Raw genomic sequence first — 13,276 nt, 5'->3', positions numbered from 1 at the left:
TACGGGCTCATTACGTGACGTACACGGTTAGGGTGGTATAATTTCAGTAATCGCGTCGGCGATGTGTAAACCTATAAGGATGAGCCAATGAAAACAATAGTGATGTCTCGACTGCTGCGCAAAATGCTGCCTGTCGCTCTGCTGGTGCTTTCGGGTAGCTGGCAGATGGCCGCCCATGCCGAAACCAACTGTGCCGGCGGAACCTGTGTGTTTGGCGGTAACGGCAGCAGCGCATTGAGCAATGAAGAAGCACGCCAGAGCAAGGAGCAATGGAATGCCACGCGTACCCTGCGCGAGCAGAAAATCAATCGTCAGCAGAAAGACAATGCCAAATACGATCAGTCCATCGATCTGCGCGACAAGTGCAATGCCAGTCGTAATCTGAATGCCTATTGGGAACCCACCACCGAGCGTTGCCTCGACCGTCGCACCGGTTCTCAGCTTCTTGCACCCTAACGTCTTGAAAGTGGGCAATTAACAGCTAAGCTTTTAGCACATGCTGTTCAAATAAGGACGAAATCATGAACAAGACTTTATTGGTGGGTTTGACATTATTCTCTCTGTCTCCCTTGGCGGCGATGGCCTCCTGTGACAGCGTCAAAGCGGATATCACCCAGAAGATTGTGGCTAACGGCTTGCCTGAGTCCAATTTCAAGCTGGACATCGTTGCCAACGATCAGGCCGATCAGGCTGGCGGTCAGGTCGTGGGTCACTGCGACAACGACACGCAAAAAATCGTCTACACCAAACTGTCGAATGGCGGTGACGACACGACGGCCAGTCCGAAGACCGGCACCAGCCAGGATGCCACCGCGCAATAGTTAAAGCTGCAAGCATAAAAAAGGGCCTGATCGTCTATGCGTTCAGGCCCTTTTTATTTCCAACGTTCAGCCTTCGCTGTGTTTGCGCGCAGGTTTTTCGCCTTTTGGCACCAGCAACACCGCCGCAAACACCCATATCGACATCATCGCCGCGAGAATAAAGACCCAATGCAGCGAGGCAGAAACCTGCTCCACAATATTCGCCAGTTTTCCTGCGGATAACTGCTGTCTTTGCGACGTTTCCATCAGGGTCTGAACCGGATCACTGAGCGCAGGCAATCGGTGCTGCAAGTTCAGATTGAGCGTCGCGCCAAGAATGGCGGTGCCGATAGCCGACCCCAGCATCCGGGTAAACAATGTCGAAGCGGTTGCAATGCCGCGCACAGAGGCATCGACCGCGTTTCTGAACCGACACAATGAACGTGGTATTACAGAGCCCCATGCCGCAGCCAATCGTAAAGGCGGCGACCCTCGCCCAGCCGAGTCCGGAATCGGGTTTAAGCAGCAGCAACACCAGACTGCCCCCCGCCAACGCCAGTGCGCCGGTGAACACGGTAAAACGATAGGATGTGGCATGCATCAGTCTGCCGCTCAGCATGCTGGCGAGCGGCCAGCCTATCGACATCAACGCCAGCGTGCTTCCGGCCTGAAGCGGTGTTCCGCCGAAAACGCCCTGCACATAGGTCGGTAGGAAAGCGCTGATGCCCATCATGGTGGCGCCCAGGATCAAACCGCCGACATTGGCCGCGACGACAATACGGCTTTGCCATAACGACAGCGGAAACAGCGGTTCGGCCGCGCGGCGTTCCTGTCTAATCAACAGCAGCATGGCGGCGATGGCCACCACAATCAGCAGCGCGGCGTAGTAACCCAGTGTTTCGGCCTGTAGCAAGGCCAGCAACAGCGCAGCAACACTCAATGACAGCAGCGCCGTGCCGCCAAGATCCAGCGAATGCGTCTTTTTGACGTCATCGGCCGGCAGATACCGTGCCAGAATCATCATCGCGATAATCCCTATCGGCACATTAATCCAGAACACGATGGACCAGTGAAAATGCTGCACAATGAAGGCACCCAGCAAGGGTCCGACGATGGCCGACACGCCCCATACGCTCCCAAGATACCCCTGCGCCCTGGCACGCTCGTGCGGACCATAGATATTGGCGACGAGCGTGGTCGCCACGGGCGTTATCGCCCCAGCGCCGAGGCCCTGCAAGGCGCGAAAGGCAATCATCCACACCAGTGAAGGCGCAAACCCGCAGAGCACGGAGCCAAGCAGGAACAGTAAGGTGCCGATAAAGAACATACGGCGACAGCCATAGAGATCGGCGAGTCGACCATAAATCGGCACGGTGATGGCCTGCGTCAGCAGGTAAATCGCGAAAACCCATCCCAACAGGGTAAAGCCGCCCAAATCGGCGATGATGGTTGGCATGGCGGTCGCCACAATGGTCACTTCGACGGCGGCCATAAACATCGACAACATACAGGCAATCAGGACGAGCGGCCGATGTCGGCTGTCGACCTTGATATCAGGTAAAGTATTGGTAGCGATAGCCGTTCTCCTCTGCAATCTGCTGTTCAGTATATCAGGGGGTTGCAGGAAGACATTTCGCCTAACGTGTTTCGAGAAGAGAAAGATCCAGATAGTGCGCCAACTCACGGGATTCGGCGCGTGGAAGATACGGGATCTCGCCAAGCAGAGGGGCGGCGATATTTTGTGTTATCACGTCGATGGTTTCCGCGTAATGCGCAAGACAGGGATTGATTCTGTTGGCTACCCAGCCGAGCAGCACGACGCCATCGGCGAGTAGAGAGTACGCGGTCATCAGGGCCTGATTGACACAGCCTTCCTGAATGCCGACCACCAGAATGACCGGCAATCTGTTCTCGATAACCCAGGTGGAATACGCTTGATGCGACGAGATTAGCGTTTTCCAGCCGTCACACCCCTCAACGACCACCATGTCCGCACCCTCTTTCAGAAAATAAAGCCCTTGCGTCATTCGGGTGAATAAATCGGCGGGAAGCGCACAGGTAAAAATATCTTCCTCCGCGAGCGCAAAAGGCGTGATTTTGCCAAGCGGATAGGCAACGGAAGAAGCTCGCTGCAATGTCAGGGCATCCTGATTCTGCACGCCGTCCGCCAGCGCCTGATTTCCGGTGGCAATGGGCTTGTACCCCAGCACGGTTTTACCCTGTGCGGCAAACGCCTGCAACAGTGCGCGCGATACAATGGTTTTGCCCACCCGGGAATCGGTACCCGTCACAAATACCTGCGTTAACCTCTTCATAGTACTCCCGAATAATTCCATATCGCCTCCCTGATAAACCTTATTCAGGAAAGTTTGGAGGCGAAATCGACCAGATATCGTTCGAGTCTAGGGGCTGGGCGGAAATAACAATTTGCGTTAGCGCAATGTTTTATCAGGTGACGATGGGGTTAAGGATTTATTCGCGACTCGTTAACCCTGCAGCAGTTTTACCAGTAGCGAACCGTTGTATAGCGCGTCCTTGATGAGCGCAGCACCGGGCATGGTACCGTGATTGTCAAAATAGGTGGATTCGAGCTCGATATGTTCACTGTAGGCAGGCAAAGCCTGCTGCTGTATGCAGGACATAATGGCCGGATGCAGCGTAGATTTGGCGAGATTCAAGGGAGAGCCAATCAAAATCTTTTCAGGGTTGAACAGATTTACCATGATGGCCAAAATTCTGCCGACGTTTTGCCCGACGCCGACAATAATATCGCGTGCCAGTGCATCACCGCGATTGGCGGCATCACACAGCGTTTCAACGGTAATGGGTTGGTCGTGAAGCAGTGAATGTTCGGCGAGATTGAGCCGCGCTTTCGTCAATTCCAGAATGTTGTCGATGCTGGCCAGCGTTTCCAGACAGCCGTGGTTGCCGCAGTAGCAACGTTTACCGTAGGGATCGACCTGAGTGTGCCCGATTTCCACCACGCTGCTGGTGCGGCCGTGCAAAACCTGACCGCCGGTAATGACGCCAGCACCTACGTTGTCGTCGATAACCACTTGAATAACATTGCGAAATCCTCGGGAGGCGCCATACAGCGATTCGGCTTTCGTCCAGGCGGCGATATCGTGCTGTACAAACACAGGCAGGCCGCTGCGTTTGGCAAGCTCGGGGCCAATCGCCACGTCGTCGGCCTGATAGAAAGGCATTTTCTGAATAATCCCGTGCGAGGAATCAATCATGCCGGGCAGCGTGATAGCCATGGCGGTGAGTCGTTCAAGGCGGGACTGGTGGCGTATAAAAAACTGATCGATGAGCGCGACCAGACGTGTCAGAAACGGCGCTGACCCTTCTGCGGGCAGTGAAAGCTGTTCTTCGACGACCAGTTTGCTGCTTAAATCGCGAAGGCTCAACGTGACTGTACCCAGGCCGATGCGGGCCGAAAGATAGTGCCAGGCTTGAGTGTCCAGCACCAGTCCAATGGCCGGACGCCCACGGCTTCCGGGTTCCTGATATTCGGTTTCCTGAACCAGATGCGCCTGCACCAGTTCACGCACGATTTTGGTAATACTGGCGGGCGCAAGCTGCGCTCTCTTGGACAGCTCGATACGGGAAATTGGACCAAACTGGTCTATAAGCCGGTAAACGGTACCCGCATTGATTTGTTTGATCTGATCGATATGACCCGGCTGCCCTTCCACTATCACTCAACTTGCCTCGTTATTTTTCGCGCTTCGAAATAAATATTAAAGGTTATAGGCAGCTTTTTGTCAGATATCCTCAACTATTTGATTCGATATGTGATTTGGAGCACATATTACGGCGGTTTGGTGGCCTTGTGACGGTCAAACCACGCTCATTCTTCCTCTTCCATCAGCATTTTTGCCAGGGCAAGCGCGGGTGCAGACAGAGGTCGATGTCGATGACTGACCAGCCAGACCTGCGTATTGACCTGTTCATCTTTGAAAGACAGGTATTTAACCCCGTCGACCTGAATTCGCTTGTAGGAGGCAGGCAGAATAGACACGCCCAACCCTGCCGAAATAAGCCCGATGATGGTCAGCGCTTCGCCGACTTCCTGAGTGATAAACGGCGTGATCCCGGCATGGGCCAGTCTTTGCAGAATATCGTCGTAAAGAGAAGTACCGACGTCTTTGGAAAAAATACAAACGGCTGATCGGCGAGATGGCTCAAAGTCAGCTCGCCCGCCGGTAGTTGAGTGAGAGGATGGGTCGCCGGAACCACGGCGACCAGCGGGCCGGTATGCAACACATGATGTTGCAGGACATCCGGCAGCACGCCGTTTCGCATGACCCCCAAGTCAAACTTCCCTTTGATCAACGGCTCTATCTGTTGCTGACTGTTCATCTCTTCTATGCGGATATTGACGTGCGGATGCGCCAGCCGAAAGCGCTGAAAGGTGCGGGAGATTTTTTTGACGAACGGCGCAGACGAGGTTAAGCCAATTGTCAACGTCCCCTCTTCACCTCGATGCACGCGCGCCGCCTGCTCGGAAATGTCCTGCACCCGATCGACAATTTTTTCGCCTCTTTGAGAAACAATTCGCCCGCCTGTGTGAGGCGTACGGTGCGATTATTTCTATAAAGCAGCACCGCGCCAATCTGGGTTTCCAAAGACTGGATTTGCTGACTCAGTGGCGGCTGGGAGATGTTCAGCTTTTCTGCCGCCCGCCCAAAATGCAACTCTTCGGCCACCGCAATAAAATAGCGCAGATGCCTTAACTCGATGTTGTTCACGGAACCCTCATTGATATCTTATATGTATCAAACTCGTGTAATTAATATATTAGAAAACGGAATTAAACCTGAGTAAAATTTTTGACATCAAGACACACGCCTTGAAATTACCCTCTTTCCCTATTTTAATTAAGGACCTCTCGTGAACTCCACGCGTCGGCAGCCCGCAAATTCTGCGGCAGGCCATTCGGTAAACGATGACGAACTGCATACCCTCCCTCAGCAGAACGCACCGCAGGTAAAAGGCATTTTCATCAAAAGAGGCACGCCACAGTTTATCCGTGTCACGTTGGCATTGTTCTCGGCCGGGCTGGCGACCTTTGCCCTGCTGTATTGTGTGCAGCCGATTATGCCCGTGCTGTCGCAAGCCTTTGGTGTTTCACCGGCCGCCAGCAGCCTTTCGCTTTCTGCCGCTACCGGGTTGATGGCCATTGGTCTTCTGTTTACCGGCCCCATCTCCGACGCGGTGGGACGTAAAAATGTCATGGTGGTCGGGCTGATGCTCGCCGCGCTTTGCACGCTCATCTGTTCCGTGATGACCAGCTGGCACTCCATTCTCGTGATGCGGGCTCTGGTCGGGCTGTCGTTAAGTGGCGTGGCCGCCGTTGCCATGACCTATCTCAGCGAAGAGATCCACCCCAGCGTGGTCGCGTTTTCGATGGGGCTTTACATCAGTGGCAACTCGATAGGCGGCATGAGCGGACGACTCCTCACGGGCGTTTTGACCGATTTCGTTTCCTGGCGTGTCGCGATTGCCATCATCGGCGTTTTTGCGCTGATTTCTGCCAGCATGTTCTGGAAAATTCTACCCCCGTCACGGCATTTCCGCGCCAGCTCGTTACGTCCGCGTAAACTCTTTATCAACTTCAAGCTGCACTGGCGCGACAGCGGGCTGCCGCTTCTGTTTGCCGAAGGGTTCCTGCTGATGGGCAGCTTTGTCACCATGTTCAATTACATTGGATATCGACTGCTGGCCTCGCCTTATCATATGAGCCAGGCTATCGTCGGTATTCTGTCCATCGCCTATCTGATGGGCACGTACAGTTCGCCGAAAGCCGGGGCGTTGACGGCGGTTTATGGCCGCGGCCCCGTACTGATTGGCGCGCTGATTCTCATGCTCGCGGGTATTCTACTTAGCGCCCTGTCGCCGGTGTGGGTTATTTTCATCGGTATGGCGATGGTGACCGGCGGCTTCTTTGCGGCGCATTCCGTCGCCAGCGGCTGGATTGGCAAACGCGCACGCCGTGCCAAAGGTCAGGCGTCTTCTCTTTATCTGTTCTGCTATTATGCAGGCTCCAGCGTCGCCGGGACATTGGGCGGCGTCTTCTGGCACAACTTCGGCTGGGCCGGTATCACGGGCTATATCTGCACCATGCTGGTTATCGCGATTGCGATTGGCTACCGTCTTATGCATCTGCCGGAATCAAAAATCCGCCCTGCCTAAACCTTACCTCTATCAAGCAAGGCGAGCCCATGTGCTCGCCTTTTTTGTGCTTTACGCACCAATTTTCGGCCTCTCACAGACGTGATTCAGAAAGTTTTTGCCTGCTAGACGCGTTTTATTGTGAAGGTGATGTGTGCGCGGTTTCATTTTATGAGGTAAAATGTATGTTGTAACTAATAAGTGGGGTGAATGGATGACTGGCTACGACCTTAAATTACGAATGAATGAATGCTTCAGGGATTTGGAACTTTCGACCGCCGACTTGACGCGATTTCTCAACCAATTGGAGTTGGTGCAAGGCCGTGTTTTCTCGTTGCCCGAGATCAAGAAAGGTGCTGAACAGGACCCCGCTTCTCTTATTGAAGTGACGCCGCATCTTGGGGAAGAAGCCCACCAGCTGGCCATGCAGCATTTCCAGAAACTGTTTATCCATCACAATCGTGAAAACATCAGCAGTAAATCGGCGGTGCGGCTGCCGGGCGCGCTGTGTTATGCCGTAGATAAATCGGAATTGCAGGCCGCACAGTTGTTGGTGCAAGAAGTGAATACCCTGAAGGCGGAGCTGGAAAATATTGTGACCGTCGAATCGGGACTGGCTCCCGAGCAGCGTTTCGAGTTTGTGCACAGCCAGTTGCGTGGATTGATAACCTTGAACGCCTACCGTTCTCATCAATACCCTGCTGGAGCCGGACTCGGTAAGATTTGGCTGGGCAAACAAGCACATCATCAAAAATCTCAGTCGCGACGAATTGCTGCAAAAGCTGGAGAAAAGTTTGAATGCCGGTCGCGCCGTGCCGCCATACACACGGGAGCAGTGGCAACAGAATGTGACCCGGGAGATCATGGATGTGAAAAGACTGCCTGAGCACGCCATCCTGAAAATAAAACGTCCCGTGAAGGTTCAGCCCATTGCCCGCGTCTGGTATCAAAACAGTCAGAAACAGGTGCAACATCCCTGCCCTTCGCCGTTTATCGTGCTGTGCCCGCGTGAACCCGCCCTGCAAATTCCGAAAATGGGTGAACTACTGAATTACGATGCCGCCGCGGTCAAACACAAATACAAGCCCGACTCGCAACCCTTGAATTTACTCATTAAACGTTTGCATCTCTACACAGACCAGCCCGTGTAAGCCAATAAAAAAGCTCTGCCCAAAAGGACAGAGCTCGAAGACGTCTTCAGCAACGTTTTACTTTTTCATGCTGCCAACCATGTCTTCCGGACGTACCCACTCATTGAACTGTTCTTCGGTCAGATAGCCGAGTTTCAGCGCAGAAGCTTTCAAAGTCAGCCCCTCTTTATGCGCTTTCTTGGCGATTTCTGCGGCTTTGTCGTAGCCAATGTGCGTGTTCAGTGCGGTGACCAGCATCAAGGATTCGTTCAGCAGCTGCGTGATACGATCGCGGTTCGGCTCGATGCCGATAGCGCAATGCTCGTTGAATCCACGCATGCCGTCGGCCAGCAGGCGAATAGATTGCAGATAGTTATGGATAACCATCGGGCGGAACACGTTCAGCTCGAAGTTACCGGAAGCGCCGCCAATATTCACTGCGACGTCGTTACCCAGCACCTGCGCGCACAGCATGGTCATGGCTTCGCACTGCGTCGGGTTAACCTTGCCAGGCATAATGGAGCTGCCCGGTTCGTTTTCAGGAATGGAAATCTCGCCGATGCCGCTACGTGGGCCGGAAGACAACCAGCGCACATCGTTGGCGATTTTCATCAACGACGCCGCCAGACCTTTCAGAGAACCGTGACCATGTACCAGCGCGTCACAGGTTGCCAGCGCTTCAAACTTGTTGGGGGACGTCACGAAAGGCAAACCGGTCAGGCTTGCAATCTCTTTGGCTACGCGCTCGGCATATTCTGGATGGGTGTTCAAACCGGTTCCGACGGCGGTGCCGCCCAGCGCCAGTTCGGCAATGTGTGGCAGGCTGGCTTCAATATGAACCAGGTTGTGTGCCAGCATCGCGGCCCAGCCGGAGATTTCCTGACCCAGCGTCAGCGGCGTGGCGTCCTGTAAATGTGTACGGCCGATTTTAACGATGTCCTTGAACGCTTCGGCTTTGTCGGACAAGGTCTTGTGCAGGGCTTTCAGTTCCGGGATCAGTTGCTCGCGAACGGAGACAACGGCGGCCACATGCATGGCGGTCGGGAAAACGTCGTTCGAACTCTGGCTCTTGTTAACGTCATCATTTGGGTGAATCAAACGGCTTTCGCCACGTTCACCGCCGAGGATTTCACTGCCGCGGTTGGCCAGAACCTCGTTCATGTTCATGTTGGTCTGGGTACCGGAACCGGTCTGCCAGATAGAGAGCGGGAATTCGGATGTGTGCTTGTCGGCGAGAACTTCGTCGGCGGCGGCGATAATTGCATTACCGCGATCGGCCGGAAGCAGGCCAAGATCCATGTTTACGCTTGCAGCGGCGCGTTTGGTCTGGGCAAGAGCATGAATAAGCGCGGTGGGCATCTTTTCCGAAGAGATACGGAAATGCTCTAGTGAACGCTGTGTCTGTGCTCCCCATAGTTTATCGGCCGGGACTTCGATCGGTCCCATTGAGTCTTTTTCAATGCGATGAGCTGCCATTACTGTCTCCTTACGCGGTTTCATCAATAAAATTATAAATTGCAGGGTACCGACGACGCTCCCAAGGCTTAGCCGACGGATAGGCAATTATATACATAAGGTTAATGACATGCTTTGGGAATTATGTGATTTGCCGATGACCGCACTTTTTATACATTATCAGTTGCTATGGAGCGTTCAGTCATTGTTTACTTATCACCGCTAACTTGTCAGCAATTTCACTGCCACAACGGATAGAATTAATGCAAAAGATGCATAACAGTGTTCAAAATTACGCGTGGGGAAGCATCGATGCGCTTTCCCGCCTTTACGGTATCAGCAATCCGCAGGGAATTCCGGTCGCTGAACTGTGGATGGGCGCCCATCCCAAAAGTAGTTCGACCGTTGAAGACGCCAACGGCCAGACCCGTTCGCTGCGCGAAGTGATTGATCAGGATCTTGTCGCGAATCTGGGTGAAAAGGTGGCTACACGCTTTGGCGAACTGCCGTTTCTGTTCAAGGTGCTCTGCGCCGACCAGCCTTTGTCGATTCAGGTACATCCCAGCAAAAGCAATGCCGTCATCGGTTTCGAGAAAGAGAATCAGGCCAATATTCCCCTGGATGCCGCCGAACGCAACTATAAAGATGCCAACCATAAACCTGAACTGGTGTTCGCACTGACACCTTTTTCGGCCATCAACGGTTTCCGTGAACCGGGTGAAATTGCCTCGTTATTGCAGCCTGTTTCCGGCGCGCATCCCGATATTGCCCGTTTCCTGCTCAACCCGGACATGGCGCATCTGAAAACACTGTTTACCGCGCTTCTGGTCATGAGCGGTGAAGAGAAATCGCTGGCACTCGATATTCTGAAAAATGCACTGCATTCCCGCAGCGGCGAGCCGTGGGACACCATTCGCAGCATTGCCCAATTCTATCCTGAGGATAGCGGCCTCTTCTCTCCACTGTTGCTGAACGTGGTCAAACTGCAGCCCGGCGAAGCCATGTTCCTCTATGCCGAAACGCCGCATGCTTACCTCAAAGGGGTTGCGCTTGAAGTGATGGCGAATTCCGATAACGTGCTGCGCGCTGGACTGACGCCGAAATACATCGATATTCCGGAGCTTGTCGCCAATCTCAAGTTCGAATCCAAGCCTGCCGAGACGCTGCTTACCTCGCCTGAAAAACAGGATAATGCCCTGGTGTTTCCGATTCCCGTGGAAGATTTTGCCTTTGCGCTGCACGACCTTTCCGCCCTGCCGCAAACGCTGACACAAGACAGCGCCGCCATCGTATTTTGCATGGAAGGCCAGACGATTCTGGACAACAACCAGCAGCAAATTGTGCTGCATCCGGGTGAATCCTGCTTTATTCCTGCGTCGGACAAGTCGGTGAAGGCGAGCGGTAACGGGCGTATTGCCCGCGTCTTTAACCAGCTTTCTTAAAACTTACTGCAAAGTTTTTTACGCCAATCGGTTAATATTCCTAATTATTAGCCAATTGGCGGCTTTTTTGCCTCATTGAAAGCAGCACGTCACGAAGTTTGTTACGCTTGATACCACTGTCTTCAGATTGTTTTAATGAAGGTTTTCAGAACGTATTTAAAAGGATGAACAGAACTATGAAAAAATCGTTAGTCGCTGTAAGCGTCATAGTTGTACTTGGCGCAGCCTGGACCGGCGCTTCCTGGTATACAGGAAAAATGCTCGAGCAACATATGGGTGATATCGTTGCCGATGCCAATACGCAGCTGAAAACACATTATCCGCAGTCTGGGGTCACGCTGGTTTATCAGGATTATCATCGCGGTATTTTCAGCAGCCGCGCGCGCTTTGTGGTACAGCCTGACGGCACCACGCCCAACGGTGCGCTGCAATCGGGTGATGAAGTGGCGTTTATCGAAACCATCGATCATGGCCCTTTCCCCGCTGCACAGCTTAAAAAATTCAACCTGATCCCGAGCATGGCGTCGGTTCATTCAGAACTGCAAAACACGGCTACGGTGAAAGGTCTGTTTGATCTGACACAAGGTAAATCTCCGGTCAATGCCGATACGCGCATTGGTTACGGCGGCGATACGGCGTCGGTTATCGACCTGTTGCCGGTCAACTATCAGAAAAACACCAGCAAGCTCGAGTTTGCGGGCGGCACCATCAATCTTGATGTCGCCAAAGATATGCAGAAAGTCGAGATGGATGCCAAGACCGGTAGCCTCGCCTTTACGTCGCCTAACCAGTGGGGCCAGCTTGAAAAAGTGACCCTGAGCGGCGTTTCGCTCGATACCGATACCCACAAAGGCAAATTCGATATTTCGCTGGGCAAAGGTAATCTGAACGTCGACAACATCGGCGTGAACATCGATGGCAAAGATGCAGCGCAGTTGGCCGGTCTCAAGATGAACACCAATTTCGACGAAGACCAGCAGAATCTCAAAGGTCAGATTGATTACTCCCTCGACTCGCTGAAGATTCAGGGAGCTGATTTTGGTTCGGGCAAGTTGAGCATCAAACTCGATAAACTGGACGAGCAGTCGGTCAAGACCTTCTCCGACAGCTACAACCAGCAAGGAATGGCGTTGATGCAGCAGGCGCAGGCCCTGGGACCCGACGTTTATCGCCAGCAGGCGACCGCCCTGCTATTGTCCAAATTGCCTATCCTGCTGAAAGGTAATCCAAGCATCACCATCGATCCGCTTAGCTGGAAAAACAGCAAGGGGGAAAGCACCTTTACCCTCAAACTGGACATGAAAGACCCCGCCGCGGCCGGTTCGGCTGCCCAGAGTCAGGATCAGCTGATTTCACAACTGGTGAACAACGTTGACGCCAAGTTGACCATTCCTCTGGATATGGCGACCCAGATGACCACGCAAATTGCGCAGGTTGAAGGCTACACCGGTGACGATGCCGAGAAACTGGCGAAACAGCAGGTGCAGGGTCTAGCCGCGATGGGTCAGATGTTCAAGATAACCACGCTGAAAGACAACGCAATCACCAGCACTTTCCACTTCTCGGGCAATCAAATTGATTTGAATGGCCAGAAAATGAGTCTGCAGGAGTTTGCCGGTCTGTTCGGTATGCTGGGCGGACCACAAATCCCGGCGCAGAATGAACCTTCTGCCCCTGCGCAGCCTGCAATCCCGGGCGCGCCGGTTGTCCCTGCGGTTCCCGCAGTACCGGCACAGCCAGCACAGTAACGGTAATCTTTACGGGCGCAATGTTTCGGCTTTGCGCCCCTTACTCCCTTCAAACTCCCGCGTACATTTTCTGCAAAAGATTGATTATTGATATTGGTTTTCCCCGCCGTCCTTTACCCTGCGCCAGAGGTTTATCATCAACCCGTCTGAATTTACAGGGAAACGCCTATGCTCACTGTCCCGCCTGCCGTGATTCACCAACCACGCAGCCAGAACCCCTATTGCACGACTGTCGACACTCTCCCGACCGCGACTTATGCCTGGGTTTATGGCCTGTCCGCGCTGTCCCCTGTCGAAAACAGCGCTAACATGCTGAATTCGTCTCTTCATCGGGAAGTTAACGAAACCTTGCTTCCAATCCCGCAGGATGACCTCAATGCGCCGGAACGTTGTCAGTCACTCTTTTCTGCGCTGAAAACGGTGCGAAATTGTTTCGGCAACGGGTAAAAGCGAATGATAAAACTGCGAGTCTGGCCGAATGGTCTATTTAAACAGCGCTTAATTCGGAACGGCGTGTTACCTAA

At 53.4% G+C, this 13,276-nt stretch carries 9 protein-coding genes and 3 pseudogenes; 7 read left to right on the top strand and 5 right to left on the bottom strand.

What is annotated here, in order from left to right:
• Nucleotides 1-87 precede the first annotated feature (87 nt).
• A complete protein-coding gene (locus tag O1V66_RS06795) occupies nt 88-456 on the top strand; it encodes a DUF1283 domain-containing protein (RefSeq protein WP_045047897.1) in 369 nt (122 codons plus the stop codon).
• 65 nt (nt 457-521) lie between these two features.
• The gene (locus tag O1V66_RS06790) at nt 522-821 is read left to right on the top strand and encodes a DUF1161 domain-containing protein (protein WP_045047898.1); all 300 of its coding nucleotides are present in this window, start codon (nt 522-524) and stop codon (nt 819-821) included.
• Nucleotides 822-887: 66 nt separating this feature from the next.
• Here O1V66_RS06790 and O1V66_RS06785 read toward each other — a convergent pair.
• From O1V66_RS06785 to O1V66_RS06770, 4 genes and pseudogenes are all read right to left on the bottom strand, one after another.
• Nucleotides 888-2,298: pseudogene (locus O1V66_RS06785) on the bottom strand (MDR family MFS transporter).
• Between the two features lie 139 nt (nt 2,299-2,437).
• A complete protein-coding gene (bioD, locus tag O1V66_RS06780) occupies nt 2,438-3,115 on the bottom strand; it encodes a dethiobiotin synthase (protein WP_045047899.1) in 678 nt (225 codons plus the stop codon).
• A 171-nt stretch (nt 3,116-3,286) separates the two neighbouring features.
• Nucleotides 3,287-4,504 (bottom strand): sugar metabolism global transcriptional regulator Mlc, encoded by a 1,218-nt coding sequence (gene mlc, locus O1V66_RS06775; RefSeq protein WP_045047900.1) that lies wholly within the window; start codon nt 4,502-4,504, stop codon nt 3,287-3,289.
• Nucleotides 4,505-4,653: 149 nt separating this feature from the next.
• Nucleotides 4,654-5,554: pseudogene (locus tag O1V66_RS06770) on the bottom strand (LysR family transcriptional regulator).
• A 142-nt stretch (nt 5,555-5,696) separates the two neighbouring features.
• Between O1V66_RS06770 and O1V66_RS06765 the strand changes: the two are divergent.
• Together O1V66_RS06765 and tus are read left to right on the top strand one after the other, a co-directional pair.
• Complete coding sequence (locus tag O1V66_RS06765) at nt 5,697-6,998, top strand: MFS transporter (RefSeq protein WP_082051009.1); 1,302 nt, start codon at nt 5,697-5,699, stop codon at nt 6,996-6,998.
• A 193-nt stretch (nt 6,999-7,191) separates the two neighbouring features.
• Nucleotides 7,192-8,128: pseudogene (tus, locus tag O1V66_RS06760) on the top strand (DNA replication terminus site-binding protein).
• Between the two features lie 57 nt (nt 8,129-8,185).
• On the opposite strand, the gene fumC reads toward tus, so the two are convergent.
• On the bottom strand, nt 8,186-9,583 hold the full coding sequence (gene fumC / locus O1V66_RS06755) for a class II fumarate hydratase (RefSeq protein WP_045047903.1): 1,398 nt from the start codon (nt 9,581-9,583) through the stop codon (nt 8,186-8,188).
• Nucleotides 9,584-9,825: 242 nt separating this feature from the next.
• Here fumC and manA point away from each other — a divergent pair, with 242 nt between their 5' ends.
• The 3 genes from manA to O1V66_RS06740 all read left to right on the top strand — a co-directional run bounded on the left by manA (nt 9,826) and on the right by O1V66_RS06740 (nt 13,199).
• Nucleotides 9,826-11,004, top strand: coding sequence for a mannose-6-phosphate isomerase (manA, locus tag O1V66_RS06750; RefSeq protein WP_045047904.1), 1,179 nt, complete (start codon nt 9,826-9,828; stop codon nt 11,002-11,004).
• A 176-nt stretch (nt 11,005-11,180) separates the two neighbouring features.
• Nucleotides 11,181-12,752 carry a YdgA family protein gene (locus O1V66_RS06745; protein WP_045047905.1) on the top strand — a complete coding sequence of 524 codons (1,572 nt, stop codon included), beginning with the start codon at nt 11,181-11,183 and terminating at the stop codon, nt 12,750-12,752.
• 168 nt (nt 12,753-12,920) lie between these two features.
• Nucleotides 12,921-13,199: a hypothetical protein gene (locus O1V66_RS06740; protein ID WP_045047906.1), complete on the top strand. Its 279-nt coding sequence runs from the start codon at nt 12,921-12,923 to the stop codon at nt 13,197-13,199.
• Nucleotides 13,200-13,276: the final 77 nt, after the last annotated feature.

The sequence above is a fragment of the Rouxiella chamberiensis genome (assembly GCF_026967475.1).
GTDB classification, from domain to species: domain Bacteria; phylum Pseudomonadota; class Gammaproteobacteria; order Enterobacterales; family Enterobacteriaceae; genus Rouxiella; species Rouxiella chamberiensis.
Note: the sequence above shows the minus strand (reverse complement) of the source record. Positions and strands in the feature narration are given on the sequence as shown.

Bases quoted from the DNA above. Each gene is read 5' to 3' on its own strand.
- bioD (WP_045047899.1), bottom strand. From the start codon at position 3,115: ATGAAGAGGTTAACGCAGGTATTTGTGACGGGTACCGATTCCCGGGTG.
- manA (WP_045047904.1), top strand. From the start codon at position 9,826: ATGCAAAAGATGCATAACAGTGTTCAAAATTACGCGTGGGGAAGCATC.
- O1V66_RS06740 (WP_045047906.1), top strand. From the start codon at position 12,921: ATGCTCACTGTCCCGCCTGCCGTGATTCACCAACCACGCAGCCAGAAC.
- O1V66_RS06795 (WP_045047897.1), top strand. From the start codon at position 88: ATGAAAACAATAGTGATGTCTCGACTGCTGCGCAAAATGCTGCCTGTC.
- O1V66_RS06790 (WP_045047898.1), top strand. From the start codon at position 522: ATGAACAAGACTTTATTGGTGGGTTTGACATTATTCTCTCTGTCTCCC.
- O1V66_RS06745 (WP_045047905.1), top strand. From the start codon at position 11,181: ATGAAAAAATCGTTAGTCGCTGTAAGCGTCATAGTTGTACTTGGCGCA.
- fumC (WP_045047903.1), bottom strand. From the start codon at position 9,583: ATGGCAGCTCATCGCATTGAAAAAGACTCAATGGGACCGATCGAAGTC.